The sequence below is a fragment of the Vibrio sp. 1731 genome (assembly GCF_033339955.1).
GTDB classification, from domain to species: domain Bacteria; phylum Pseudomonadota; class Gammaproteobacteria; order Enterobacterales; family Vibrionaceae; genus Vibrio; species Vibrio alginolyticus.
The window spans coordinates 152,568-178,049 of sequence record NZ_JAWOVO010000005.1 but is presented as its reverse complement, the minus strand read 5'-3'; the positions used below and the strand labels follow the sequence as shown (position 1 = coordinate 178,049).

At 46.9% G+C, this 25,482-nt stretch carries 25 protein-coding genes; 15 read left to right on the top strand and 10 right to left on the bottom strand.

Annotated elements, in window-relative coordinates:
* The first annotated feature begins 31 nt into the window (after nucleotides 1-31).
* Genes gspG through R7035_RS08120 form a run of 8 tightly spaced genes read left to right on the top strand, consistent with a single transcriptional unit; the run spans nucleotide 32 to nucleotide 5,580 of the window.
* Nucleotides 32-475 carry a type II secretion system major pseudopilin GspG gene (gene gspG, locus R7035_RS08155; protein WP_054579411.1) on the top strand — a complete coding sequence of 148 codons (444 nt, stop codon included), beginning with the start codon at nucleotides 32-34 and terminating at the stop codon, nucleotides 473-475.
* Nucleotides 476-504: 29 nt separating this feature from the next.
* A complete protein-coding gene (locus tag R7035_RS08150) occupies nucleotides 505-1,104 on the top strand; it encodes a prepilin-type N-terminal cleavage/methylation domain-containing protein (protein ID WP_031779019.1) in 600 nt (199 codons plus the stop codon).
* On the top strand, nucleotides 1,091-1,480 hold the full coding sequence (gene gspI, locus R7035_RS08145) for a type II secretion system minor pseudopilin GspI (protein WP_005379300.1): 390 nt from the start codon (nucleotides 1,091-1,093) through the stop codon (nucleotides 1,478-1,480). Before R7035_RS08150 ends, gspI begins: the two co-directional genes overlap by 14 nt.
* A complete protein-coding gene (gspJ, locus tag R7035_RS08140) occupies nucleotides 1,467-2,144 on the top strand; it encodes a type II secretion system minor pseudopilin GspJ (protein WP_005379301.1) in 678 nt (225 codons plus the stop codon). Before gspI ends, gspJ begins: the two co-directional genes overlap by 14 nt.
* Nucleotides 2,137-3,147: a type II secretion system minor pseudopilin GspK gene (gene gspK, locus R7035_RS08135; RefSeq protein WP_005379302.1), complete on the top strand. Its 1,011-nt coding sequence runs from the start codon at nucleotides 2,137-2,139 to the stop codon at nucleotides 3,145-3,147. The genes gspJ and gspK overlap by 8 nt, the downstream gene beginning before the upstream one ends.
* The gene (gene gspL / locus R7035_RS08130; RefSeq protein WP_005379304.1) at nucleotides 3,116-4,318 is read left to right on the top strand and encodes a type II secretion system protein GspL; all 1,203 of its coding nucleotides are present in this window, start codon (nucleotides 3,116-3,118) and stop codon (nucleotides 4,316-4,318) included. Before gspK ends, gspL begins: the two co-directional genes overlap by 32 nt.
* Nucleotides 4,319-4,325: 7 nt before the next feature.
* On the top strand, nucleotides 4,326-4,817 hold the full coding sequence (locus R7035_RS08125) for a type II secretion system protein M (protein WP_005383002.1): 492 nt from the start codon (nucleotides 4,326-4,328) through the stop codon (nucleotides 4,815-4,817).
* 1 nt (nucleotide 4,818) lies between these two features.
* Nucleotides 4,819-5,580 (top strand): type II secretion system protein N, encoded by a 762-nt coding sequence (locus tag R7035_RS08120; protein WP_017635007.1) that lies wholly within the window; start codon nucleotides 4,819-4,821, stop codon nucleotides 5,578-5,580.
* 292 nt (nucleotides 5,581-5,872) lie between these two features.
* On the opposite strand, the gene cysQ is transcribed toward R7035_RS08120, so the two are convergent.
* The 4 genes from cysQ to R7035_RS08100 all read right to left on the bottom strand — a co-directional run bounded on the left by cysQ (nucleotide 5,873) and on the right by R7035_RS08100 (nucleotide 8,898).
* Nucleotides 5,873-6,700: a 3'(2'),5'-bisphosphate nucleotidase CysQ gene (gene cysQ, locus R7035_RS08115; protein ID WP_005379308.1), complete on the bottom strand. Its 828-nt coding sequence runs from the start codon at nucleotides 6,698-6,700 to the stop codon at nucleotides 5,873-5,875.
* Nucleotides 6,701-6,744: 44 nt separating this feature from the next.
* Nucleotides 6,745-7,314 (bottom strand): ADP compounds hydrolase NudE, encoded by a 570-nt coding sequence (nudE, locus tag R7035_RS08110; protein ID WP_005379309.1) that lies wholly within the window; start codon nucleotides 7,312-7,314, stop codon nucleotides 6,745-6,747.
* Between the two features lie 176 nt (nucleotides 7,315-7,490).
* A complete protein-coding gene (nfuA, locus tag R7035_RS08105; protein ID WP_005379313.1) occupies nucleotides 7,491-8,075 on the bottom strand; it encodes a Fe-S biogenesis protein NfuA in 585 nt (194 codons plus the stop codon).
* A 97-nt stretch (nucleotides 8,076-8,172) separates the two neighbouring features.
* The gene (locus R7035_RS08100; RefSeq protein WP_033905914.1) at nucleotides 8,173-8,898 is read right to left on the bottom strand and encodes an amidophosphoribosyltransferase; all 726 of its coding nucleotides are present in this window, start codon (nucleotides 8,896-8,898) and stop codon (nucleotides 8,173-8,175) included.
* An 84-nt stretch (nucleotides 8,899-8,982) separates the two neighbouring features.
* Here R7035_RS08100 and bioH point away from each other — a divergent pair, with 84 nt between their 5' ends.
* Together bioH and R7035_RS08090 are read left to right on the top strand one after the other, a co-directional pair.
* Nucleotides 8,983-9,750, top strand: a complete 768-nt coding sequence (bioH, locus tag R7035_RS08095) for a pimeloyl-ACP methyl ester esterase BioH (RefSeq protein WP_318146083.1) — start codon at nucleotides 8,983-8,985, stop codon at nucleotides 9,748-9,750.
* A 124-nt stretch (nucleotides 9,751-9,874) separates the two neighbouring features.
* The gene (locus R7035_RS08090; protein WP_005379316.1) at nucleotides 9,875-10,339 is read left to right on the top strand and encodes a hypothetical protein; all 465 of its coding nucleotides are present in this window, start codon (nucleotides 9,875-9,877) and stop codon (nucleotides 10,337-10,339) included.
* 104 nt (nucleotides 10,340-10,443) lie between these two features.
* Here the strand turns inward: R7035_RS08090 and R7035_RS08085 are convergent, their stop codons facing one another.
* Nucleotides 10,444-12,765, bottom strand: coding sequence for a Tex family protein (locus tag R7035_RS08085; RefSeq protein WP_005379317.1), 2,322 nt, complete (start codon nucleotides 12,763-12,765; stop codon nucleotides 10,444-10,446).
* Nucleotides 12,766-12,994: 229 nt separating this feature from the next.
* On the opposite strand from R7035_RS08085, the gene R7035_RS08080 reads away from it, so the two are divergent.
* From R7035_RS08080 to envZ, 5 genes are all read left to right on the top strand, one after another.
* Nucleotides 12,995-14,875 (top strand): ATP-dependent zinc protease, encoded by a 1,881-nt coding sequence (locus tag R7035_RS08080; RefSeq protein ID WP_213886565.1) that lies wholly within the window; start codon nucleotides 12,995-12,997, stop codon nucleotides 14,873-14,875.
* A 117-nt stretch (nucleotides 14,876-14,992) separates the two neighbouring features.
* Entirely contained in the window at nucleotides 14,993-15,484 is a 492-nt protein-coding gene (gene greB, locus R7035_RS08075; protein ID WP_005379321.1) for a transcription elongation factor GreB, read from the top strand.
* 105 nt (nucleotides 15,485-15,589) lie between these two features.
* Nucleotides 15,590-15,985 carry a DUF1090 domain-containing protein gene (locus R7035_RS08070; protein ID WP_005379332.1) on the top strand — a complete coding sequence of 132 codons (396 nt, stop codon included), beginning with the start codon at nucleotides 15,590-15,592 and terminating at the stop codon, nucleotides 15,983-15,985.
* 129 nt (nucleotides 15,986-16,114) lie between these two features.
* Nucleotides 16,115-16,834 (top strand): two-component system response regulator OmpR, encoded by a 720-nt coding sequence (ompR, locus tag R7035_RS08065; RefSeq protein WP_005379333.1) that lies wholly within the window; start codon nucleotides 16,115-16,117, stop codon nucleotides 16,832-16,834.
* Between the two features lie 102 nt (nucleotides 16,835-16,936).
* Nucleotides 16,937-18,229 carry a two-component system sensor histidine kinase EnvZ gene (envZ, locus tag R7035_RS08060; protein WP_017820700.1) on the top strand — a complete coding sequence of 431 codons (1,293 nt, stop codon included), beginning with the start codon at nucleotides 16,937-16,939 and terminating at the stop codon, nucleotides 18,227-18,229.
* Between the two features lie 71 nt (nucleotides 18,230-18,300).
* Here envZ and R7035_RS08055 read toward each other — a convergent pair whose 3' ends face one another.
* The 5 genes from R7035_RS08055 to rpoZ form a co-directional block, all read right to left on the bottom strand.
* Complete coding sequence (locus R7035_RS08055; RefSeq protein ID WP_005379335.1) at nucleotides 18,301-19,689, bottom strand: uracil-xanthine permease family protein; 1,389 nt, start codon at nucleotides 19,687-19,689, stop codon at nucleotides 18,301-18,303.
* Nucleotides 19,690-19,916: 227 nt separating this feature from the next.
* Nucleotides 19,917-21,998, bottom strand: coding sequence for an ATP-dependent DNA helicase RecG (gene recG, locus R7035_RS08050; protein WP_318146082.1), 2,082 nt, complete (start codon nucleotides 21,996-21,998; stop codon nucleotides 19,917-19,919).
* A 253-nt stretch (nucleotides 21,999-22,251) separates the two neighbouring features.
* On the bottom strand, nucleotides 22,252-22,935 hold the full coding sequence (gene trmH, locus R7035_RS08045) for a tRNA (guanosine(18)-2'-O)-methyltransferase TrmH (RefSeq protein ID WP_017635001.1): 684 nt from the start codon (nucleotides 22,933-22,935) through the stop codon (nucleotides 22,252-22,254).
* A gap of 52 nt (nucleotides 22,936-22,987) precedes the next feature.
* Nucleotides 22,988-25,108 (bottom strand): bifunctional GTP diphosphokinase/guanosine-3',5'-bis pyrophosphate 3'-pyrophosphohydrolase, encoded by a 2,121-nt coding sequence (gene spoT, locus R7035_RS08040; RefSeq protein ID WP_005379340.1) that lies wholly within the window; start codon nucleotides 25,106-25,108, stop codon nucleotides 22,988-22,990.
* A gap of 39 nt (nucleotides 25,109-25,147) precedes the next feature.
* Entirely contained in the window at nucleotides 25,148-25,420 is a 273-nt protein-coding gene (gene rpoZ / locus R7035_RS08035) for a DNA-directed RNA polymerase subunit omega (RefSeq protein ID WP_005379346.1), read from the bottom strand.
* Nucleotides 25,421-25,482 lie beyond the last annotated feature (62 nt).

The following is a 25,482-nucleotide window of genomic DNA, read 5'->3' as shown; positions in this document are numbered from 1 at the left end:
CATGGCTTTAATCTAACTTTCGGAGAAAAAAATGAAGTTTAAGCGTAGTAAACAACAGGGTTTTACACTTTTAGAAGTGATGGTTGTTGTGGTTATCCTGGGTATTTTGGCAAGTTTTGTTGTTCCAAACCTATTGGGTAACAAAGAGAAGGCTGACCAACAAAAAGCGATTACGGATATCGTAGCGCTGGAAAATGCCCTAGATATGTACAAGTTGGATAACAGCGTTTACCCAACAACGGACCAAGGTCTAGAAGCATTGGTTAGCAAGCCATCTAACCCAGAGCCACGCAACTACCGTAATGGTGGTTACATCAAACGTCTTCCTAATGACCCTTGGGGCAACCAGTACCAATACTTAAGCCCAGGTGATAACGGTACAATCGATATCTTCACTCTAGGCGCAGATGGCCAAGAGGGTGGAGAAGGTCCAGCTGCAGATATTGGCAACTGGAACATGCAAGACTTCCAATAATTGAGCCTAAGCCAGCACTAATGAAACAAATGCGAAAACATAACGGTTTTACATTGATAGAAATTCTATTGGTGCTGGTTTTGCTATCTCTTACGGCTGTGGCCGTGATCTCGACGTTACCGACTAGCCAAAAAGATCTTTCCAAACAGTATGCTCAAAGCTTTTTTCAGCGTTTACAGCTGCTCAATGAAGAAGCGGTGCTGAGCGGTAAAGATTTTGGCGTTCGAGTGGATGATACCAAATCGACCTACGCTCTACTGAGTTTAACCTCAGAAGGTTGGCAGCCTCTGAAATTAAAGCAGATTCCGAGCAAAACCAAGCTAGAAGAAGATATTACGCTACAACTCGAGCTCGGAGGTGGTGCTTGGGATAATGATGAGCGCTTATTCAAACCAGGTTCTCTTTTTGATGAAGACATGTTCGCAGAAGAAGAGGACGAAAAGAAAATTCAGCCACCGCAAGTGTTTATCTTTTCCAGCGCCGAAGTCACGCCATTTACCCTGTCTTTTTTTCCGCAAAATGGTGATGCCTTTAATGACGGTTGGCGAGTCATTGGCAAAGAAAGTGGACAAATTTTGTTATTAGCTCCGGGCGAAGAAGTGAAAGAGGATGAGAATGCGCAATTTTAAGCAAGCTCGCCCAAATTTGAGTCATCGCCGGACGAGAGGCATGACCTTACTGGAAGTATTGGTCGCACTGGCAATTTTCGCTACCGCTGCCATCAGTGTCATTCGCTCTGTGAGCCAGCATATTAATACAATCAGTTATCTAGAAGAAAAAATGTTTGCAGCCATGGTTGTGGATAATCAGATGGCAAATGTGATGTTGAATACCGGAGAACTCAAAGCGAAAAACGGCACAGAAGAGCTGGCAGGACGCACTTGGTTCTGGAAAGTCACGCCAGTCGCCACGACGCAGCCATTGCTGAAAGCATTTGATGTGAGCGTCTCGGTAGAGAAAAGCGCGAGCCCTGTATTAACGGTACGAAGCTATGTGGCGCAATAATCATCCCCGCGCAAACACGCGCCAAAGGGTAAAAGGTTTTACACTTATTGAAGTGTTGGTATCGATTGCCATCTTTGCCAGTTTAAGTGTCGCAGCGTACCAAGTGGTATCGCAAGTACAGCGTAGCAATGCGCTATCACAAGAACGAACCCAACGCTTAAACGAAATTCAGCGTGCCATGGTTATGATGGATAACGATTTTCGTCAAATGGCGATGCGTCAAACGCGTACTAATGGTGAAGAGCCTTCTAGCCGGCTAATTTTTTGGTCCGATTACCTGTTGGACTCCGATACCAAAGGACTGATGTTTGCCCGTTTAGGTTGGCACAACCCTCAGCAGCAGTTCCCTCGTGGAGAAGTAACCAAGGTTGGCTATCGCTTAAAAGAAGAAACACTGCAGCGAGTATGGTGGCACTATCCTGATACGCCGGTTGGGCAACAAGGCACTGTTACTCCATTGCTAACCCAGGTCGAGTCATTTGATATGCGTTTTTATGATGGTAAGCAATGGAAAAAAGAGTGGGCTGAAGAAAAAGCGCTGCCGAAAGCGGTTTCTGTTGTTCTCACTCTCAAAGACTATGGAGAAATTGCCCGCACTTATCTCACTCCTGATGGCACATTGAGTCAGAAAGAGGAAAGTTCAGGAGACAGCAATAATGGTTAACCGTCAGCGCGGTGTTGCTTTGATTATAGTGTTGATGTTGCTGGCGATTATGGCGACGGTTGCCGCCAGCATGTCGGAACGTTTGTTCTTGCAGTTTCAGCGAGGCGCTAATCAAATCAATTACCAGCAAGCGTACTGGTACAGCCTTGGCGTCGAGGCGCTAGCAAAAGTGGGTATCGAACAAAGTTATAAAGACACCGACACGATTAATATGAGTCAACCGTGGGCGATAAAAGAGCAAGTCTATCCGTTAGATTATGGTCAAGCGGCGGGACGAATTAGAGACAAGCAAGCGTGCTTTAATCTAAATGTATTGAGTCGTGTGCAACCAACGGGTCAGCAAATTACAAGACCATATTTAGTGAATGTATTGCAGCGCCTATTAGAAGAGTTGGATGTCGAGCCATATCAAGCAGAAATCATTGCAGACTCTACTTGGGAATACATTGATGCTGATGACTCTGTCCGTTCGACTACTGGGGTTGAAGACAGCACATATGAAGCGATGAAGCCTTCCTATTTGGCATCAAATGGTTGGATGGCAGATGCTTCCGAGTTACGGGCTGTCTATCAGGTGAGTGGTGAAATTTTCCAAAAATTGGAGCCGTTGGTCTGTGCATTACCAAGTGATGACTGGCGTTTAAACGTGAATACGATTGATGTTGAGCAAGCTCCGATTTTGGTGGCAATGTTCTCACCAAACTTAAGCAGTAGTGATGCGATTCAGCTAATTGAAAAACGCCCATTTGATGGGTGGGATAGCATTGATGAATTTTTAGCAGAGTCAGAAATGGCTGGCTTAAGTGAAGATGTAAAGAAAAACGCCAAAGGCTATTTGGGTGTGGATAGCGCCTTTTTTGAATTGGATGCACAAGTGTTGGTGGATGAATCACGTGTACGTATCCGAAGCCTTTTGCAAAGTACAAATAGAGAAACGGTGACCGTAGTTCGCCGTCGTTTTGGAGGGATCAGTGAGCGAGTTTCTGACCGTTCGGCTGAGTAGCGAACAACAAAGTACCATTCCTTGGGTGGTGTGGTCGACAGATCAACAGGAAGTGATTGCTAGCGGTGAAATCGCCGGGTGGGAACACTTAGATGAGTTGGTCTCATATGCTGGTCAGCGCCAAGTTGTGGCGCTGTTGGCGAGTAATGATGTGGTCCTGACGCAAGTGGATATACCACCTGGTGCAACACGCCAATTCGAGGCGATGTTACCGTACTTAGTGGAAGACGAAGTTGCTCAGGACGTTGATGGCCTGCACTTTAGCGTGTTGGGTAAACAAGCGGATAAAGCGCAGATTTGCGCAGTTGAACGTGCTTGGATTCAGACTGTACTGCAACGTTTCTCAAGCCAAGGTATCGCTATTAAACGCATTTTACCCGATGTGCTTGCGTTACCGGTTCGTGGAGAGCACAGCTGTGCTGCAATGATTGGCGAGCAATGGCTAATTCGTCACTCTGCGACAGAGGGCGCGGTTGTCGACGCTTCTTGGTTAGACCTTTACCTCTCTTCTTATCTACAAAATCATGAAGGTTGGAAGCTCGATTGCTATAGCTCGGTCCCGGAATCTGCGTTACCTGAAATATGGGAGCCGCAACCAGAAGAAATGACGATGGCTTTACTGGCGAAGGGGGTGACAGAAAGCAAAGTCAATTTGCTGACTGGGATCTTCAAGCCGAAATCTTCTTGGGGTAAATACTGGAAGCTCTGGCAAAAAGCCACCATTGCTGCGGGGGTGCTTATCGTCGTCATGGTTGCGCAGCAGTTGCTCGTGGTCCACAAGTACGAAGCACAAGCTCAAGCGTATCGTGAGGAGAGTGAGCGTATTTTCCGCCAGGTGTTCCCAAATAAACGACGCATTCCTACCGTTAGTTACCTCAAACGACAAATGGATGATGAAGAGCGCCGCTTATCTGGTGGAAGTGGTCAGCAGGCAATGTTGTCATGGTTGGCGGCATTACCCGCGACGCTTGGTCAGGTCAGCGACTTGGAGATCACTAGCTTTAAATACGACGGACAACGTGGCGAAGTACGTATTCAGGCTCGTAGTTCAGACTTCCAACCTTTTGAGCAGGCTCGTGTGAAATTGGCAGAGAAGTTTAATGTTGAGCAAGGTCAGTTGAACCGTAGCGATAACGTTGTGGTTGGCAGCTTTGTTTTGAAGCGTTTGTGAGGTGATGATGAAAAACTTAATTTCTCAAGCTCAGGTTTGGTGGAGTAGCATCTCGCAGCGTGAGCAGCGTTTGGTCATGGGATGTGGCGCTATTGCCGTTATCGGTATTATTTATTGGGGTTTATTACAGCCAATGAGCCAACGTGCGGAGCTAGCTCAGTCACGTATTCAAAGCGAAAAACAGTTGCTAGCTTGGGTACAAGATAAAGCGGATGGCATCACTGCACTGCGAAAAAGCAGCGGTGTGAGCTACTCTAGTCAACCGTTGAATCAGTTGGTTTCTTCTTCAGCTCGTCGTTATAAAGTTGAGTTGATTCGCGTACAACCTCGTAATGAGAGCGTTCAAGTGTGGATCAAACCACTCGCGTTTAATCAACTAGTGGATTGGTTACGTTACTTGAAAGAGCAACAGGGTATTGAAGTCGAATTTTTAGATATCGACCGAACAGAGCAAGCGGGCATGATCGATGTAAACCGCCTTCAGTTTAAGCGAGGTTAAGGTGAAGCGAGCAGTACTTTACGTTGTTATCTTTATCGTCTTTTTTTCAGTCAGTCTTTTAATGGGATTACCAGTCTCTTGGGTGTTACAACAAGCACCAACAGTGAGAGGCCTGGACATTCAAGGAGCCAACGGTTCGGTATGGCAAGGTCAAGCTGCTAGTATTCGTTGGCAGCGCCAGAACCTTGGAGAAGTTAATTGGGATTTCCAATGGTCGAGTCTACTGACAGGTAAAGCTGAGTTTGCTGTGCGCTTTGGTCGTGGTAGTGAAATGGACGTTCGTGGGCGCGGTTTTGTCGGCTATAGCTTAAGTGATGGCCCTTATGCCAAAAACTTAGTTGCCTCAATTCCGGCGGTAAAAGTTGTTGAGCAAGCGCGCCTCCCTGTGCCTGTTGGTGTTGATGGGCAGCTTGAGCTGAATATTCGTCATGCGACTTATGCTGCGCCTTGGTGTAAGAACGGTGAAGGCACTTTAGTATGGAATGCCAGTGGTATTCAAAGCCCCGTTGGCAGCTTAGATCTCGGTCCTGTGATTGCCGATATAAACTGTCAGGATAGTGTATTGACGGCAACTGGTGAGCAGAGCAGCAAACAAGTCTCTGCGGCGTTTTCCGCTGAACTGATGCCTAATCAACGGTACTCAACCAAAGCGTGGTTCAAACCTGGTGCAGAGTTCCCATCCAGCATGGGGGAGCAACTAAAATGGTTGGGTAAGCCGAATGCTCAAGGTCAATATGAGTTTAACTACCAAGGGCGCTTCTAACCTATCGTGACAAAATCCAATATCTTAAAAGAGCTGCTATTGTGCAGCTCTTTTTGCTTTTGGATCATTGTAAGCTAAAACCTCTATTCGCTGTACATTGGGAATGAATGGAAATTTAAAACCATGATTTTTAATTGATTTGTTTTCTTTCGTTCAGCTTTACAGGCAATTGGAACATAGTAGGCCAAATACTCCAAGTGCTGTACAGAAGGTCAAAAAGAAAAGGCCACGAAGATATTCGTGGCCTTTCTATTGCTAGAATTTTGTGCTCTAAATTTTACCGATAGGGCGCTTAATCTTTGCGTTGTAAAATCTCATTCCAAGGTAAATCCGCATCACCAAGAACAATAAAATTCGGGTTTTCTAGTGTTTCCCGCTCGTTATATGACAGCGGTTCTAATTGCGTGCTGAGAATACGTCCGCCAGCTTCTTCAACAATGCATTGTGTCGCAGCGGTGTCCCACTCACCTGTTGGACCTAGTCGGAGATAGCAATCTACCGCCCCTTCCGCGACGAGGCATGCTTTCAATGCCGCAGAACCGAGCGGTATTAAGTCGTAATTCCAGGCGCTGCTCATACGGTTAGTAATACGATTGATGTCTTGGCGACGACTAATAGCAATTGCGATGCTTTGCTCTGGCTGTTCGTGTTTGTGTGTATGGATTTTGACGCTGTCCGACATGTCGGGAATTTTCCAGGCGCCTTTGCCATTATAAGCGTAGTAAGTCACGCCAGATACAGGACCGTAAACGACGCCCATGGTTGGTCGATTGTTGTCGACCAACGCGATAATAGTGGCAAAGTCACCACTGCGAGCGATGAATTCTTGAGTACCATCAAGAGGGTCGACTAACCAATAACGTTCCCACTGAGCGCGTTGCTCTAAGCTTATGTCTGCGTCTTCTTCTGACAACACGGGAATGTCAGGCGTCAGATCACTCAAGCGTTCAGTGATGAACTTGTGAGCTGCAATATCTGCACTTGTTACGGGAGTTTCGTCACTTTTGGTGTAGGCCTCGTATTGCTTCTTTTCATATATTTCGAGGATCATTTGCCCAGCACTGCGGGCAATCTCGATGACTTGAGGAAGTAGGTGAGATAGATCTTTTGTCATTGGCATAAGTGATAGTCCTTACTCACAGTGTTATTCGGTTCTAATGACCGTTATTGGTTATGCTTGTGAGTGGTGTTTGGTAAGTGTTTCAGTGCCAACATTAGCGCTGTGATGCTTCGTGCTTCACAGAAATCCATGTGAGTTAATAACTCTTCGGCTTGCGCAAGTGGCCAACGCACAATTTCCAGTGGTTCAGGCTCATCGCCTTCTTGCTTCTCTGGATAAAGCGCCTGTCCTAAAAATAGAGTCATTTTGCTCGAAAAGTAAGATGGCGCGAGGATAACTTGTTTCAACGGGGTTAACTGATTACAGCCAAAGCCGATTTCTTCTTTTAACTCACGATCCGCAGCTTGGTGTGGTGTTTCTCCTGGGTCAATCAGCCCTTTTGGGAAACCTAGCTCGTAACGTTCAGTTCCAGCGGCGTATTCACGCACCAGTAATAAATCGCCTTGTTCTGTTACAGGAACCACCATTACAGCATCTCGTCCACTTGGCTTCATACGCTCATAAGTACGATGCTCACCATTGGAAAAACGAAGGTCGAGCGCTTCCACAGCAAACAGTTTGGATTTTGCAACCGTCTGGCATGAGAGTATCTCTGGTGGGGTTCGTTTCGGCATGACGCTGGCTCCTTGGTGTCGTTGGCGTTTACGAGATGCGTAAGATTCTTAATATATGAGAACTCCGCCTGAGTTTCTAGCAGATTTTACGAGTCGAGCTAAGCATCTCAGCATCACCTCAGTATCGATACAAAAATGGGAGACCGAAGCCTCCCATTTTCTGACAGTGTTTACTCTTAGTAGTAAGAGTGATCACCACGGTCATGTTCTGTAGCATCACGAACTGCGGTTAGTTCACCAATGAACTGGTTTAGCAGCTCTTTCTCGATGCCTTCTTTTAGTGTTACGTCAACCATAGAACAGCCATTACAACCGCCACCAAATGCAACAATTGCAACACCGTCTTCAGTGATCTCAACCAAGTTTACGTGACCACCGTGGCCAGCAAGCTGTGGGTTGACTTGGGTTTGGATAACGTACTCAACGCGCTCAACCAGTGGTGCGTCGTCCGCAACTTTACGCATTTTAGCGTTAGGTGCTTTTAGCGTTAGCTGAGAGCCCATTTTATCGGTAACAAAATCGATTTCAGCGTCTTCAAGGAATGGCAGGCTCAGCTCATCCACGTAAGCTGAAAAACCGCTGTAAGAGAGTTCAGTGTCGGTCGATTCTACTGCTTCTGGTGGGCAGTAAGACACGCCACACTCAGCGTTTTGTGTACCTGGGTTCACAACGAAAATACGAATGTTAGTGCCTTCAGGTTGTTGACCTAAAAGGTTAGCGAAATGCGTTTGCGCAGTTTCTGTAATAGTAATATTTGACACGACGAATACCCGAGTAAATTTGTAGGTTACTGCTGCTATTCTACTCTTGTTGACGTATGGGTCTAGTCTTTTTGATGCTAAGGCATGGCGAAGCGATCTAGAGAGAACGAGGAGCAGGTGTTCTGCAGATGCAGTAAATATCGATGCTTTCTACGCCAACTTCAAGTAGTAAATGACATAATTGTCGGACGGTACTGCCTGTGGTGACTACATCATCGACGATGGCAACATGGGAAGAGTGAGGGCGCTTATTGAGAATAAACGCGCCTTTTAAGTTTTGTTCACGGCTTGTTTTGGTATTACCACGCTGTGATTGGGCGAGCCTTACTCGACGAAAGACCTTCGCATCAAAATTAGTCTGCAATTGCTTGGCGAGGTGTCGGGCTAAAACATCACTTTGATTAAAACCCCGGCGCAGGTAACGCTGCCAGTGCAATGGCACACTGGTAATGATTGGAGCTGGCGTGGTGATGCGCTGTGCCAGTTGCTCGGTTAATGCTTTTACATGCCAAGACTCTCCGTGATCTTTAAAGCGTTGTACTTCCCGTGAAAGGGGAAAGTCGTAATCGCCTAACGTGTATAGCCTTTGCCATGGCGGTGGCTTTGAAAGACATTCACCACAAATACTATCCGTACTCATTTCTTCTTTCTGTAATGATAAACCGCAGCGTTGACATCGTTTTACCGGAGTTAGGTATTTTAAACAGTGCTCGCACCAGCGCAGAGTATTTGTGTGGCTTGGTGTTTGAATAGGGAACCGACACAGGCCGCATTGACTGCTCAATACGCGATGCATGATGTTTTGCCAGTGATGAGATAACATAGCGTTTATTCATGGTGATATTTTACTCAGCCTAACGCTTGGCTGAAGCCGTAGGGAATAAAATAAGTGGGAGAGATTGAGAGCATGAGCACGAAATTACACTGGCAGTCATTTGGTCAGGGACCAGATTTGGTGTTACTGCATGGTTGGGGCATGAATGGTGCGGTATGGCAGCAGACAGTCGAGTCTCTTCAACCTTATTTCCGAGTTCATGTGGTTGACCTTCCGGGGTACGGACATAGCGCCGAATCTCATGCTGAAGATTTAGACCATATTGCTAACTTGGTGGTGCAAGGTGCGCCAGAGAAAGCGATTTGGCTTGGTTGGTCCCTCGGAGGTTTAGTGGCGACGCATGTGGCATTAAATATGCCCGAGCGCGTGGCTAAGTTGATTACGGTTGCCAGCTCACCTAAATTTGCCGCAGAAAAACCTTGGCGTGGCATTCAACCGAATGTACTGAGTGCGTTCACCTCTCAGTTGCTAGAAGATTTCTCACTGACCATTGAGCACTTTATGGCGTTGCAAGCGATGGGCAGCCCATCAGCGCGTAAAGACGTTAAACAGCTCAAGCAAGCGGTACTATCGCGCCCTCAGCCAAACCCTGAATCGCTGTTGGTTGGGCTAAACATCCTTGCTGATGTGGATCTGCGCGATGCGTTGACGTCTCTTTCTGTTCCAATGTTGCGTCTTTATGGCCGTTTAGATGGGTTGGTGCCAATTAAAGTAGCTAACGATTTAAGTGAACAGTTGCCTCATACCCAGCAGTTTGTTTTTAATCAGTCCTCTCACGCGCCTTTTATCACCGAACATGACGAATTTTGTGTTCAAATCCGAGAGTTTGCTCACGATTGAGCAAGTACGAGCGGAAATACCTCAAGTTGTTTAAAAAGTGGTCGATATAAAGGCTGGTGAGGTTTTATTAGCCAATAAAGCTAAGCCATATTGACGAGTTGGGCGACTCTGAGGAGGGTTCGCAATGATTGTGTCACCGACCAACGTAAGTGTGCCACTGATCGCCCCATCCGTGAATGTGCAGACGGAACAAGCAGCTCGCGACAATAAAGTCCGAGAGCCTGTAACGCCAACGGTCGCATTGGCCAAAACCAATGCAGAGCGAAAAGTAAAAGGTGATGACAAGCGCCGACGTCAGTCTTCTTGGGATCCTTCAGAGCATCCTGATTATGATATGGAAACGGAAGTCGACACGCGTTATCAAGAAGAGCCGGAAGATACACTAGAACGGCTTTTTAGTTTGCTTGCGCTCAAATCGTATAGTGAAGACCAGGGGAAAGGCTACGCGATCCGCTTTCGCTTACCAAAGCGCATTTTGGATGCTGCGATCAATGAAGGATTAATGGAAAAGCGCAGGAAGGTGATCAAGTTTCATTATGGTCATGCAGTCGCTCCCCATACCCCGTCAGAAGTGATAGCAGTATTATGACGACTCAATATCCTACTCAAACAAAAACGCTCCAAGCAGGTTGACTGATTGGAGCGTTTTCTTTTTAGTTATGAAAGCTCGTTAGCGGTGAAGCCTAGGTAAGATTACTTTTTCGCTTTAGCAAACGCTGCAGCAAATGCACCGCCCATCGCGCTGTTCGATGACGAATCATCACGGCGAGGCTGACGACGCTGCGGTTGGTCATTACGACGCGGCGCTGCTGATGAGCGTTGGCTACGGTTGTCTTGACCCGGTTCGTCGTTCATACGCATCGATAGACCAATACGTTTACGCTGCACGTCAACTTCCATCACTTTCACTTTGACGATGTCGCCCGCTTTCACCACTTCACGTGGGTCAGACACATAACGATCTGTCAGTGCAGAAATATGCACAAGACCATCTTGGTGAACGCCGATATCAACGAAGGCACCGAAGTTGGCTACGTTAGACACCACGCCTTCTAGAATCATGCCCGGTTCCAAGTCAGATACCGAGTTTACACCTTCTGCAAAGGTCGCCGTTTTGAATTCTGGACGTGGGTCACGACCCGGCTTGTCTAACTCTTTGATGATGTCTGTAATGGTTGGAACGCCGAAGTTATCGTCGGTGTAATCGACCGCATGCAGACCTTTAAGGAAGCTTGAATCACCAATCAGTGCTTTGATATCTTTGTTGTTCTTCTCAGAAATCGCTTTGACCACTGGGTACGCTTCTGGGTGAACCGCAGACGCATCAAGTGGGTTCTTACCATCCATAATACGCAGGAAGCCCGCACACTGCTCGAACGCCTTAGGACCTAAACGAGGTACTTTCTTCAAGGTTGTACGTGCTTCGAAGCGGCCGTTCTCATCGCGGAAGTCGACAATGTTCTGCGCGATGGTGCTTGATAAGCCTGCTACGCGCGTCAGTAGCGCCGCAGAAGCAGTGTTCACATCAACACCAACCGCGTTTACACAGTCTTCCACAATCGCATCTAGGCGTTTTGCCAACATAGATTGGCTTACATCGTGCTGGTATTGACCCACACCAATAGATTTAGGATCAATTTTCACGAGTTCAGCCAATGGATCTTGCAAACGACGTGCAATCGACACTGCACCACGCAGTGATACGTCCATATTCGGGAACTCTTTTGCTGCAAGCTCAGACGCTGAGTAAACCGATGCACCCGCTTCACTTACGATGATCTTCTGAACTTTCAGGTTGCCACGTTTGATGACGTCTGCGACAAAGCTGTCGGTTTCACGTGAAGCCGTACCGTTACCAATCGCAATCAAATCCACGTTGTACTTACGCACCAACTGCTCAACGATTTGTGCTGACTTGTCGTATTGTTTTTGTGGTGGGTGAGGGTAGATGGTTTCGGTTGCAAGCACTTTACCTGTTGAGTCGACAACCGCGATTTTTGAACCTGTACGCAGACCCGGATCGAGACCAAGTGTTGCACGAGGGCCAGCCGGTGCTGCCATCAACAAGTCTTTTAGGTTAGTGGCGAATACTTCAATCGCTTCGATTTCAGCGCGCTCTTTCATTGCGCCCATTAGCTCGGTTTCCATGTGCATCGATACTTTGATGCGCCATGCCCAGCTGATCACTTGCTTACGCCAGGTATCCGCCGGTGCGCTGCTTAGCGTCACGCCATAATGGTCGGCGATAATCGTTTCGCAGTAAGACTGACGAGCGCCTTCTTCCTGTTCTGGATCAGCATTCATTGCCAATGTCAGGAAGCCTTCGTTACGGCCGCGTAGCATCGCCAGTGCGCGGTGCGATGGCACTTTGCTTAGGGGCTCGTTGTGGTTGAAGTAATCTTTAAACTTCTCGCCTTCTTGCTCTTTGCCTTCAACGACTCGTGAAACCAGTTCCGCATTGCGATTTAAGTGGTTGCGAATTTTTTCCAGTAAGTTTGCGTCTTCTGCGATGCGCTCCATGATGATCGCGCGAGCGCCATCCAATGCAGCTTTGGTGTCTGCGATGCCTTTGTCTGCATCAAGGTATTTGCTTGCTTCGCTTTCTGGCTCGGTTTGTGGATGATTCCAAAGCTGATCTGCGAGTGGTTCAAGACCAGCTTCAATCGCGATCTGACCTTTCGTACGACGCTTGGGTTTGTAAGGTAGGTATAAGTCTTCAAGACGAGTTTTGCTGTCTGCCTGCGCGATCTCTTGTTCTAGCTCTGGCGTCAGTTTGCCTTGCTCTTGGATTGATTTGAGGATGGTTTGGCGGCGATCATCCATTTCACGAAGGTAAGACAGACGGCTGTCCAAAGTACGAAGCTGGGTATCATCAAGGCCCCCCGTCACCTCTTTGCGGTAACGTGCAATAAAAGGGACAGTGTTGCCATCATCAATTAGGGTGACAGCGGCGTTGACTTGCTCTGGGCGAACATTCAGTTCTTGAGCAATCATGCGACAGATAGCTTGGCTCATCCGTGTTTTCTCTTTTAATTCAGTTTTGGTTGTATAGAACATTGGGGTCGTTCGAAGAATTTGCAATGTTTTAAATTAACGAGGCAAAAATTTACCGGGCGCTGGTGGACATCAGTCATATTTATGTCAAAACTGTAATTAAATTGAGAACTTATATCCGCAGTTATCGACTAACCTAATTCCACGGTTGTTGATATCACTAAATGTACCTCGGCTTATACGGATAATCATGATGAAAAAAATGTCTTTGGCGTTAGCGCTTACGAGTGCCTTACTTGCCGCCCCGCTTAGTTGGGCGCAGTCTATCTCAGGAACCACACAAGCTCCCGTTTATCAGCTCGATAACAAATTGGTACTAGGGCGTGTGGAGAGCGTCTACTACAGTGACATTCCGGAACTAAAAGCGGTGCCATTTATTGGCAAGATTGATACTGGTGCAGATACGACATCGATGCATGCGGAGAATATCCATGTCAGTAGCTCACACCCAGATTACCAAGATTTGAAAGATAACGAGTTACTTTGGGCGATTGTCGATGACTTAGGTGGTACGAAGGCAAAGTGGGACGCCGACAGCTTTAAGCCATATCAAGTAAAGGTTAGCTTTACGGTTCCTCACCCTTATACAGGGAAGGAAATACAGATTACCGATGATCTGGAAAGAGTGAGCGCGATTCGCAGTCGAACAAGCAAAAAGCCCATCCTACGCCCGACAATAAAAATGCCGATGACAATCGCTGGTCACACCGTTGATACGGAAGTGAACCTGACCAAGCGTACGCAATTCTCTTCTCCTATCTTGATTGGTAAAACCTATCTCGATGATAACGCATGGGTCTTCGCTGGTTACGATTACCTTCAAGAACAGCCACGCGCAAAAATGATTGGCAAAAAAGAGACGGTTGAAGTCGAAGGTGTGCCATATAAGATCAGCATCTCAACTTCTAGCCGTTATACCAACGTCCATGCACTGGACATCAAGGTAGACAAAAAGCATAACGAAGTCTCTTTTATGTTAGAGGGCGAGAATGGCAAGCGTCATCCAATGACATTACCCTTGGTACGAATGCTGAAAACGACCAAAAGCGAGCGCCCTTTAGTCTATTTACCCGTCAAAGTCGGCGAAAATGAAACTCAACGTTGGTTGGTGTATCTGCGTGATCGCAGTAAGTTCAGTTCGCAAATTCGCTTAGGTCGGGACGTCGCGAGTCAGCACTTTGTTATTGATACGGACAGAGAAAATCTACTGGGTGGCGTAGAAAAAACGTTCAAAAGCGCACTCAAATCAAAACCTCTAGTCGTTTCACCAGAAGAACAGGTCACCATTGATGGTTATACCGTCCCTGCTTACCCCACTTTTACTGTGAAAACGCCATTACTGCGTGTAAATGGGTTTGAAGTAACAGAAAAAGGTAAGGATGAATCCGTCACGTTTTATTTAATGAACGATGAGGGGAAAGAAGAAAAAATCACCAAACCAGTGTTGAAAAAGCTCAAGGTTGGCAGCGCGGTTCGCCCTGTTGTCGAAGGAGACTTTCTTCTCGGTAGAAAAGACACATCAATGAAGTTTGCGCTCGATGTGCTTGATGAGGGTGACACTCAACCCTTTTTCGTCTTTGGTCATGACATAGCCAAGGGTGGTGTGTTGCTGAACACTCGCGCAGACCATCTACTAGATGCAAGGCCACTTTTCAAAGCTGGCCATATCGAAGTGGCTGAAGTTGAGGGGATGTCTTTCCCTGTGAAGTTAGACACGGGTGCAGATGTAAGCTCAATCAATGCTAAGAACATCAAGCAGTTTAAGAAAGACGGCAAAGACATGGTGAGCTTTACCTATGAGAACGATCTTGGCATGAAACAGGCGTTTACCAAGCCTGTTGTTGATGTCATGCGTATTAAAGCGAAGAAAGGCGAGAAAGCGAACGTACGCCCTGTGGTTGAAATGCATGTTAAGCTTGGCGAATTAGAGAAGAAGATCCGAGTCAACTTACAGGACCGAGGTCGCTTCCATTACAGCATGATTTTAGGTAAAAACTTCCTAAAACATGGCGCGGTTGTTTCGAGTGATACGAATTACATCGTGACGCAAAAACCGGATTACGAAAAGTAACACTCTGGCCGCCTTATCACCTTGATACCCAAAGCCTGAACAACATTGGATCTTTGGGTATATCATCTCCTTAATGCTGCCAAAGAGCAGCATTTTTTAGTTGAGATAGGAGTTAATTTGAAAACTAAGCTGATTACACGAGAAGGTTACAACAAACTCAAACAAGAGCATGATTACCTTTGGAATGAAAAGCGCCCGGAAATCACCAAGATCGTCACTTGGGCGGCGAGCCTGGGCGATCGCTCAGAAAATGCGGATTACACCTTCAATAAACGTTTACTCCGTCAGATCGACCGTCGTGTCCGCTTCCTTCGTAAATTCCTGCCAGAAGTCACGATCGTTGACTATTCTCCGCAACAAGAAGGCAAAGTCTTTTTTGGTGCATGGGTGGAAATAGAAAATGAGGCAGGAGAAGTGAAAAAGTTTCGTATTGTCGGGCCTGAAGAGATTTATGGCGATGCGAAAGACTACATCTCTATCGATTCACCTATGGCGCGAGCGATGTTGAAAAAACAAGTGGATGAAGAGTTCACGGTACGCACCCCAGAAGGTGAAAAAGAGTGGTTCATCAACTCAATTGAATATACTCAACCGGCCTCGGAAGACTGAGGCTTTATCACCGATTCAAGTCTCATGAAGTTCACTAGGAGTGACTTGGGTCTCAATGTCAGAATATTTGGTATAAAGGCATGGTGCCTTTCTCGGAGAAGTAAAATGAACAAAGCAGTCATGTGTAGTGCTGCACTAACAATAGGTTTCTCACTTTCAGTTTTTGCTCAAGATGAAGTGAAAGGCTGTGACGCTAAAGAGTTAGCGGTAGAGCAGCAGCTTGAGTATGCAAAAGCGCAAGGTAATGAGCATCGCATTAAAGGCTTGGAGCAAGCACTTTCCGCTATCCAGAATGAATGCTCGGAAGGTGAGCTGCGCCAAGAGCTGCAAACAGAAGTGGAAGAAAAGACTAAAGAAGTTGAGGAGCGAGAGGAAGAATTAGTCGAAGCTCAGCATTCAGGGAAAGCAGACAAAATTGAGAAAAAACGTCACAAGCTGGCTGAGGCACAGCAAGAGCTGCTTGAGGCCAAACGTGAACTGGAATGGAATTATGGTCAATAGTAGGTGCTGAAAATACCTGCTAGAGAGAGAATAAAGCGCTTAAGATAAAAAGAGTAACAATTTGCTTGAGCACGTTAGGAAAAACAGTGATACATTTTCGACAATAGACGCTTCTGAAAGGATGTTTCAATGCAAGAAAATCATAAAATTTTAGTGGTTGATGACGATGCTCGTTTACGTGCTCTATTGGAGCGTTACCTTTCTGAGCAAGGTTTTCAGGTACGAAGTGTCGCCAATGGCGAACAGATGGATCGCCTACTAACGCGCGAAAACTTTCACTTAATGGTGCTGGACCTAATGTTGCCAGGTGAAGACGGTTTGTCAATTTGTCGTCGTCTACGCCACGCGAACAATATGTTGCCAATCTTAATGCTCACCGCGAAAGGTGATGAAGTGGACCGCATCGTAGGTCTTGAGGTAGGGGCGGATGATTATTTGCCAAAACCGTTTAACCCACGCGAATTGTTGGCTCGCATCAAGGCAGTATTACGCCGCCAAACCGTAGAGTTGCCGGGTGCACCAAGCACGGAAGAAAAAGTGGTGGAGTTCGGGGAATTCCGACTCAATCTAGGCACTCGCGAGATGTTCCGCGGTGATGAGGCAATGCCACTCACCTCTGGAGAGTTTGCTGTTCTAAAGGCGCTCGTGATGAATGCACGTGAGCCAATGTCACGAGATAAATTGATGAACATGGCGCGTGGCCGTGAATATTCTGCAATGGAACGCTCTATTGACGTACAAATCTCACGCTTACGTCGCATGTTAGAAGACGATCCGAGCAAGCCGCGCTACATTCAAACCGTGTGGGGCCTAGGTTATGTTTTCGTCCCAGACGGCAAAGAGGTGTAATCTCTTCACTCCATAGCCAGCACTTGGCTATAGCAACTTCAGCCTTCATTACCTTCCCTTTGAAGGCTGAAATTTCGCGATTAGGACCACTAGGAACGTTCCATGCGCATCCGAAGTTCATTGACACAATCTATTCTGCTGTTCATCTCTTTGCTTCTCGCGAGCCAAGTTTTCTCTTACTACGCCGTTTTTAACTACGCGTTGATGCCGAGTTTGCAGCAGTTCAATAAAATTCTCGCCCATGAGCTCAATTTGGTGCTTGATGATGAAGGACCTTTAAAGTCTGATGCACCGTTAAGGCGTCAATTATTAGAAAGACTAGGGGTGACGGTTCACAGCCTTGACAGCGATAAGGCGATTGAATTTCATCACGCAATGTCGATTGATTTGATGTCTGAAGAAATGAGCCAAGAGCTGGGTTCGCCCACAGAAGTGCGCTTATTGCTTGGCGATGAAAGTTACATTTTGTGGATGCACATCGAAAAGTTGCCGAACTCCATCATTCGTATTCCGTTATCTGAGCTGCAAGAAGAAGATTTTGCCCCGCTGTTTCGTAACAGCTTGATTATGGCGCTGCTGATCATTGCAGGTGGTTGGTTGTTTATTCGTTTGCAAAACCGTCCACTTTTGGCTTTAGAGAGAGCCGCGAAAGACGTCGGTCGAGGTGAGATCCCGCCCCCCTTAGCAGAGAAAGGCGCATCGGAGATTCGCTCTGTAACTCGAGCCTTTAATCAAATGTCGAAAGGTATTCAAGAGCTAGAAGAAGACCGAGCCTTATTAATGGCGGGGATTAGCCATGACTTACGAACGCCTCTGACGCGTATTCGCCTAGCGACAGAAATGATGTCTCCTGAGGACAGCTATCTTGCGGAGGGGATCATTAGCGATACGGAAGAATGTAATGAGATCATCAGTCAATTTATGGATTACCTCAAACCGGTGAACCAAGAATCGTTTGAAGCGGTTGATATCAGTACGATTGCCAGTGACGTCGCCAGTTCTGAAGGTGGCTATGAGGTTGAAATTGAAACAGATCTTAATCTTAACTTGCCGCCAGCCAAAGGAAGCGCGATTGCGATTAAGCGGGCGATCAGTAACTTAGTTGTGAATGCGCTACGTTATGGCAATGGCTGGGTCAAAATCAGCACTGGTGTGACAGCAGATAAGCAGCTAGTGTGGATTTCAGTAGAGGACAACGGACCGGGTATCGAGCATTCTCAAATCGCGAGGTTATTTGAACCCTTTACGCGTGGTGACACCGCTCGCGGTAGTGAAGGCACTGGGCTAGGGTTGGCGATTGTGAAGCGCATAATCAGCCAGCATTCAGGCTCTGTGGTGATGCGTAATCGCAGTGAAGGCGGTTTAATCGCTCAAATCAGCTTTCCTACCAAGTAAGTCGATGGCCTGCACCCTTTAAACAAAAAGCCCAACCTAAATAGGTTGGGCTTTTCTTATTCTCAATAATCTTAAGACTCTTTCACTTCCTGAGGAAGTTCATCTTCGTCTTCCAGTTTCTCTGGCAGAAGTAGATTTAAAATGATCGCTGTGATGCCACCTGCTGCAACACCAGTTGAGAAAATACTCTTAATAAATTCTGGCATAAATTGCAGGATCTCTGGTTTTTGTGCGATACCAAGTCCCATTGAGAAGGATAAGGCCATGATCAGAATTGCGCGGCGATCGAGCTCAACACGAGAGATAATACGCACACCAGCGGCAGCAATCGTACCAAACATAACAATCGTTGCGCCGCCAAGTACTGGCTCAGGAATCAGCTGAACAAAGCTAGCGACGCCAGGAAACAAGCCAAGAATCACTAACATGCCAGAAATAAAGTAACCCACGTAGCGGCTCGCGACTCCTGTTAGCATGATGATGCCGTTATTCTGGCTAAACGTTGAGTTCGGGAAGCTGTTGAAAACGGCTGCGATTGCAGAGTTTAAGCCGTCTGCTAACACACCGCCCTTAATACGTTTCATGTACACTGGGCCTTTTACTGGCTCACCAGACACTTCAGATGTTGCGGTAATATCACCGATGGCCTCTAGTGCGGTAATAAAGAAAATCAGTACCAGCGGAATGAACAGAGACCAGTCAAACGATAAGCCATATTGCATTGGTACGGGCAGTGCTACGATCTCGGTTGCGCCTAGCTGAGAAGTATCTACCATCCCCATAAAATACGCCATGATGTAACCCACTAGCATCGCAATCACGATTGAAGCCACACGGATGTATGGGTTTTTCGAGCGGTTTAAAATCACAATTAATCCAAGTACCGTCCCAGCCAGAGCAAGTTTGTCTAAGCTGCCGAAGGTTCCTTCATTTAATGCTGCGTAGCCACCGCCCATTGATACTAAGCCGACTTGAATCAGTGTGAGACCGATAAGAGTGACGACGATGCCTGAAACGAGCGGAGTGATGATTCGGCGGGCATGCTCCAATACGCGAGATAGGAAAATTTCTGCAAATGATGCGACTAAAATCGTACCAAAAATGGCAGCCATCATGGTGCTGATGTCTGCTCCACCGGCTTTCAGCGATAGGCCTGCACCAATAATAGGACCTAAAAAGTTAAAGCTGGTGCCTTGAACAGAGAGCAAACCAGAGCCAATTGGGCCAACGGTGCGAATTTGAATAAACGAAGACACGCCTGACGCAAACAAAGACATGCTGATGATGGTATTCGTTTGGTCTGCTGGTACACCCAAAGACTGACAGATGATCAGTGACGGAGTGATAACCGCGACGAACATCGCCAATAAGTGCTGAAGTGCGGCAAAAATGGTTTGAGGCAAAGGTGGTCGATCGTTGAGTTGATAGACCAGTTCCGAAGATCGGTTTGAAGTTGTCATTGTTTGTCTCGCTAGTCGCAATATTTCCCTAGTTCTCGCTGAATGGGAGAGCAGGGTGGAGTTGACGTCGTTACCTGTGATTGCTGTTAATCAGAGTCAACTCAGGTTGGTGGAGTGTGATCTAACACACTTAAAAATTTGTGCGCGATTATAGAGAGATTTTCTCAAAAAGCAAACGTTTGCTTTTGGCGTATTAAAAAACGAGCCATTTGGCTCGCTTTCAATCATTACGCTTTGGAGTAAATATCCCGCTCACCCAACCAGCGATCGATAATCGCTGTTGCGTTAGTCGGGTAATTGTCATGAATATGACGCGCAATACGCTGAACTTCGGGAATCAGGCGTTGATCTCGAACTAAGTCTGCGATTTTGAAATCAGCAAGACCTGTCTGCTTTGTACCCAATAGTTCTCCAGGGCCGCGAATTTCTAGGTCTTTCTGCGCAATGACGAAGCCATCGTTACTTTCACGTAGTACTCCGAGACGTTTTTGCGCGGTTTTTGACAGCGGAGAGTGGTACAGCAGCACACAATGGCTAGCAACGGAACCTCGGCCCACGCGACCTCTTAACTGGTGTAATTGTGCCAAACCAAGACGTTCAGGGTTTTCTATGATCATCAAGCTAGAGTTTGGCACATCCACACCAACTTCAATCACTGTCGTTGCGACCAGCAAATGCAGTTTATTGTCTTTGAAATCTTGCATCACCGCTTGTTTCTCTGCCGGCTTCATTCGTCCGTGTACTAGACCAATTTTTACGTCCGGTAGCTTACGTTGAAGCTCTTCTGCGGTATCTGCCGCGGCTTGCGCTTCTAATACTTCCGACTCATCAATCAGGGTACACACCCAATATGCCTGCTTGCCTTCGTTTAAGCAGGCATTTCGGACACGTTCGACGATATCATTGCGTTTGGTATCTGGAATCGCGACAGTCTGGATTGGTGTTCGACCTGGCGGTAACTCATCAATCACCGACGTTTCTAAGTCAGCATAAGCAGTCATGGCTAACGTTCGCGGAATCGGCGTTGCTGTCATGATGAGCTGATGTGGATAGGCGCCTTGTTTTGCGCCTTTTTCACGCAATTCTAATCGCTGATGGACACCGAAGCGGTGCTGTTCATCAATGATGACCAAAGCAAGGTGATGAAATTCAACGTGCTCTTGGAATAGCGCGTGAGTACCCACTACCATTTGCGCTTCACCACTGGCAATACGAGCCAGCTCGGCTTCCTTTGCCTTACCTTTGAGTTTGCCCGCTAACCAACCGACTTGAATGCCCATTGTTTCAAACCAGTTTGCGAAGTTGATAGCGTGTTGCTCGGCCAATAGTTCGGTTGGCGCCATGAGTGCCACCTGATGGCCATGCTCAATGGCTCTAACAGCGGCCAAAGCGGCAACCAATGTTTTCCCCGAACCAACATCGCCTTGCACTAATCGCATCATTGGGTGCGGTTTTTCTAGATCGGCTTCAATCTCTTGTACTACTCGGGTTTGAGCGTTTGTAGGAGAGAAAGGCAGTTGGGCTAAAAGCTGCGTTTTTAGTTTATGACAAGGACCGAGAGGTAGCGCTGAATCCTTCTGACCTTTGCTACGCACCGCCAGCATCGATAAGTTTTGTGCGAGCAATTCTTCCATGATCAAGCGGATTTGGGCAGGATGTTTGCCTTCGTCAAACTCATCTAAATTAATGGTTGGTGGTGGGCGATGAATGGTGTGCAGCGCTTGCGACATCGTGATTTGATGGTCATACAACCCCGCTGGAAGTAATTCCTGCACTGCGGTTTTATCAAGCAGGGCTAAAGCTTGTTCGGTAAGGTTGCGTAATGTGATTTGGCGTAAACCATCGGTGGTGGGATAAACAGGGGTTAAGCTCTGTTCTACATCGGGCTTTTGCTCGCTGACGTAAAACTTGTAGTCAGGATGAACAATTTCCCAACCCATGCCACCGCGCTTAATTTCACCGTAAGCATGTACTAACTTACCTTGCGTGAAATTGTTCTTCATGGCTGCGGTAAAGTTGAAAAAGCGCAGCGTGATAGTGCCATTACCGTCGCTGATTTTTACCGTTAGCATTTTGCGCTTACCGAAGATGGTGTCGACTGCCATGACCTTACCTTGCACTGCCGCCCAAAGGCCAGCATGCAGTTTGGCAATAGGGTAAATACGAGTACGATCTTCGTAGCGTAACGGAAGGTGAAACAGCAAATCTTGAACGCTATGTAAGCCAACTTTGGCGAGTTTTTCTGCGACTTTCGCGCCAACTCCAGAAAGGGAGGTTAATGGGACGGCAGATAACATTTGGGCGGACATAGAGGGCTCAAGAAAATGGTTAACATAGCAGTATGTTAACCATGGAGCTGTGTTTTTGTACAGGAAAAAATAGTCATGCTTTAGTTAGTGTCATGATTTGACTGATAACCTATCATTCCGAGGAGCTTTAGCGACATCAGGATTCTATTTTCAACAAGTATGTCGCTGAAGTTAACACTATCAGCATCTGTATATTTGAGAATTAGATCCTGAACCACGCTCCTTTGCCGCCGTTCAGGATGACGAAAGTCTGTTACTTGCTTTGCATCTCTTGCCACCACGCGTCATCGGCGATGATTTGACCTTCTTCATCGAGTGGTGGGTAAACGAGCCCTTTTCGTTTCGCGACCTTTGCCAGCACTGGGTGACCACGTTCAAAGAGAATACGGTTGATTGTCTCTTTAGGCAGAGCGCTTTCTTCTCGGTCGTACATGCCTGCGGCTTCACGTTGACGTTGCGCTTCATACAAAATTACGGCACTGGCAACCGATACGTTTAGTGACTGCACCATGCCCACCATCGGGATAATAATGTCTTGATCTGCAAGCTGTTTGGCTTGCTCCGAAGCGCCAACTTTTTCACTGCCTAAAATGATTGCGGTTGGTCTGGTGTAGTCGATCTCGCGAAAATCGACGGCGGTGTCCGAAAGATTGGTCACCAAAACCTGCATACCTTGCGCTTTGAGTTCGGTAATCGCAGTTTCAATCGAATCGTGAGTATCCACTTCAACCCAGTTACGCGCGCCAGCTGAGGTATGGCTCAGCGTACGCATTTTGTCTGGCCAAATTGCGTGAACTTTGTGTAAGCCTGTCGCGTCAGCGGTGCGGATCACAGCAGAGACGTTGTTTGGCTTATGTACTTCTTCGAGACAAAGTGTCAGATCAGTTTGGCGAGTTTTTAGGACTTGGTGAATACGGTTGTAACGTTCTAGGTTCATATTTATTGAGGTATAAAAAATCGCCACCTAACAGAGTAGGTGGCGATAGAGGTTAGTTCTTTCTGCGTCTGACTCGGGTTGCTTGAGGCATTGCCTTAATCTTACGCATGATACCAGCAAGGTGGACACGATCTTTCGTCGTCAACAGCACAGTCACAGTGTATAGACGACCATCACGTTCTTCCGTTGAAAGGCCATGAATGTTTGATCCTGTTTTCGAGATCACGTTGGTCAGTTCTGCAAGAGCACCTTGGTTGTTAAGCATGTCGACTTTAAGTTCAGCAATGAACTCTTTATCGTAGTCTTCAGACCAAGCGACAGCCATATAACGGTCTGGCTCTTTCTGATAACCACGAACGTTCGGACATGTTTCTCGGTGAACAACCAAACCACGACCAGGCGATACGTGAGCAATAATGTGATCATCTGGGATAGGATGACAACAATTTGCAAACGTCAGCAATAAGCCTTCTGCGCCACGAATCGGAAGCTTCTTCTTCGAGTCCGTTGGGATTGAACTTGTTGTCGTGAGCTCTTCGGTGTCACCAAGGAGACGACGTGCAATCACAATGCTCATCAACTCACCCAATCCAATAGCAGCCAATAAATCATCGATGCTTTCTAGGCGAAGATCATTCAAGACTTCTTGGATATTTTCTGGATAAATTGAATCAATCGAGTGACGGCCAAGTGCGTGATTAAGTAGGCGACGACCTAAAGTAATCGACTCTTCACGACGCATCGTTTTCAGTACTTGTCGAATCTTAGTGCGGGCACGAGAAGTCACGACATAGTTTAGCCATGCCGCATTCGGACGCGCACCAGGGGCACTGATAATTTCCACCGTCTGACCGTTTTTCAATGCCTTACTCAATGGGTAAGGGTTACGGTCAACACGAGCACCAACACAAGAGTTGCCTACATCGGTATGTACGGCATAGGCAAAGTCGACAGCCGTTGCGCCTAAAGGTAGTTCAACGATACGACCTTTTGGTGTGAAGACGTAAATCTCATCTGGGAAAAGATCGGATTTTACGTTTTCAATGAATTCGAATGAGTTACCCGCGCTTTGTTGTAGCTCTAACAGGCTTTGCATCCAACGCTGAGCTTTCACTTGCGCAGTGGTACCAGACTTGTCGCCTTTGTCTTTGTAAGACCAGTGTGCCGCGACACCTTTGTCCGCCATTTGATCCATATCTTCAGTACGGATCTGAACTTCAACAGGTACGCCGTGTGGGCCAACCATGGAAGTGTGTAGCGATTGATAGCCGTTCGCCTTTGGTACCGCGATGTAATCTTTCATGCGACCAGGACGTGGCTTATACAAGCTGTGTACTTGGCCTAAAACGCGATAACAAGTATCAGCGGTATCAACAACGACTCGGAACGCATAGATATCCATGATGGTGTGAAAGCGCTGTTCTTTGGTTTTCATCTTGTTGTAGATAGAGAACAGGTTTTTCTCACGACCAACGACGCGAGCATTCAAGCCAAAATCTTGCAGACGGCCTTCTATTTCGCTGTGAATGCGTTGGATCATCTCTTTACGATTACCACGTGCGGCTTTAACCACTTCTTTCAGTACGCGGTAGCGGTTGGGATATAGCGCCTCAAAGCCCAACTCTTCGAGTTCGGTTTTGATATTGTGAATACCAAGACGATGAGCGAGGGGCGCGTAAATTTCTAACGTTTCACGAGCAATACGACGCTTTTTATCTGGTCGAAGCGCGCCAAGCGTACGCATGTTATGCGTGCGGTCAGCCAGTTTGATCAGAATGACGCGGATATCTTGCACCATGGCCAGAACCATCTTACGAAAGTTCTCAGCCTGAGCCTCTTTCCTATCGCGGAATTTGAGTTTGTCCAGTTTAGATACACCATCAACCAATTCTGCGACAGTGTTGCCGAATTTCTCTTCGAGATCTTCTTTAGTTACATCACAGTCTTCAATGACGTCATGCAGCAAAGCAGCTTGGAGGGTTTCGATATCAAGGCGCATTTCGGCCAAGATACGAGCCACAGCGACAGGGTGGATGATGTATGGTTCACCGCTAGAGCGGGTTTGCCCTTCATGGGCATCTCTCGCTACCACATAAGATTGACGCAGAGCCTCAATCTGAGGCTCTGTTAGGTATTCTTGGGCAACGTCTTTGAGGCTATCGAATAGATACAAATTATAGGCCCGGGAGGTTGTTGAATTCTAAAGTCAGAATTAACGGTTGTGAGCGATGCTGCTTACTGCCGCTAGCTCTGCCGCTTCTTGCTCTTGCTGTTCTTGACGTTCACGAGCGTCTAGAACTTCTTTAGTAATTAAACCTTCTTCGATTTCGCGTAGAGCGATAACCGTTGGCTTATCGTTCTCTTCTGGCACTAGTGCATCTTTACCGCCAGTTTGCATTTGACGAGCGCGGCGAGCCGCAATCAGTACTAGGTCGAAACGGTTGCCAACTTTTTCAACAGCGTCTTGAACAGTTACGCGTGCCATGAGGACTCCAAATAGTTAACTAAAATTTTAGAATGACGAGAAAGTATACAACCTAACTACTT

Bases quoted from the DNA above. Each gene is read 5' to 3' on its own strand.
- gspG (WP_054579411.1), top strand. From the start codon at position 32: ATGAAGTTTAAGCGTAGTAAACAACAGGGTTTTACACTTTTAGAAGTG.
- R7035_RS08150 (WP_031779019.1), top strand. From the start codon at position 505: ATGCGAAAACATAACGGTTTTACATTGATAGAAATTCTATTGGTGCTG.
- gspI (WP_005379300.1), top strand. From the start codon at position 1,091: ATGCGCAATTTTAAGCAAGCTCGCCCAAATTTGAGTCATCGCCGGACG.
- gspJ (WP_005379301.1), top strand. From the start codon at position 1,467: ATGTGGCGCAATAATCATCCCCGCGCAAACACGCGCCAAAGGGTAAAA.
- gspK (WP_005379302.1), top strand. From the start codon at position 2,137: ATGGTTAACCGTCAGCGCGGTGTTGCTTTGATTATAGTGTTGATGTTG.
- R7035_RS08125 (WP_005383002.1), top strand. From the start codon at position 4,326: ATGAAAAACTTAATTTCTCAAGCTCAGGTTTGGTGGAGTAGCATCTCG.
- cysQ (WP_005379308.1), bottom strand. From the start codon at position 6,700: ATGCCAATGACAAAAGATCTATCTCACCTACTTCCTCAAGTCATCGAG.
- nudE (WP_005379309.1), bottom strand. From the start codon at position 7,314: ATGCCGAAACGAACCCCACCAGAGATACTCTCATGCCAGACGGTTGCA.
- R7035_RS08100 (WP_033905914.1), bottom strand. From the start codon at position 8,898: ATGTTATCTCATCACTGGCAAAACATCATGCATCGCGTATTGAGCAGT.
- bioH (WP_318146083.1), top strand. From the start codon at position 8,983: ATGAGCACGAAATTACACTGGCAGTCATTTGGTCAGGGACCAGATTTG.
- R7035_RS08090 (WP_005379316.1), top strand. From the start codon at position 9,875: ATGATTGTGTCACCGACCAACGTAAGTGTGCCACTGATCGCCCCATCC.
- R7035_RS08085 (WP_005379317.1), bottom strand. From the start codon at position 12,765: ATGAGCCAAGCTATCTGTCGCATGATTGCTCAAGAACTGAATGTTCGC.
- R7035_RS08080 (WP_213886565.1), top strand. From the start codon at position 12,995: ATGATGAAAAAAATGTCTTTGGCGTTAGCGCTTACGAGTGCCTTACTT.
- R7035_RS08070 (WP_005379332.1), top strand. From the start codon at position 15,590: ATGAACAAAGCAGTCATGTGTAGTGCTGCACTAACAATAGGTTTCTCA.
- ompR (WP_005379333.1), top strand. From the start codon at position 16,115: ATGCAAGAAAATCATAAAATTTTAGTGGTTGATGACGATGCTCGTTTA.
- envZ (WP_017820700.1), top strand. From the start codon at position 16,937: ATGCGCATCCGAAGTTCATTGACACAATCTATTCTGCTGTTCATCTCT.
- R7035_RS08055 (WP_005379335.1), bottom strand. From the start codon at position 19,689: ATGACAACTTCAAACCGATCTTCGGAACTGGTCTATCAACTCAACGAT.
- recG (WP_318146082.1), bottom strand. From the start codon at position 21,998: ATGTCCGCCCAAATGTTATCTGCCGTCCCATTAACCTCCCTTTCTGGA.
- trmH (WP_017635001.1), bottom strand. From the start codon at position 22,935: ATGAACCTAGAACGTTACAACCGTATTCACCAAGTCCTAAAAACTCGC.
- rpoZ (WP_005379346.1), bottom strand. From the start codon at position 25,420: ATGGCACGCGTAACTGTTCAAGACGCTGTTGAAAAAGTTGGCAACCGT.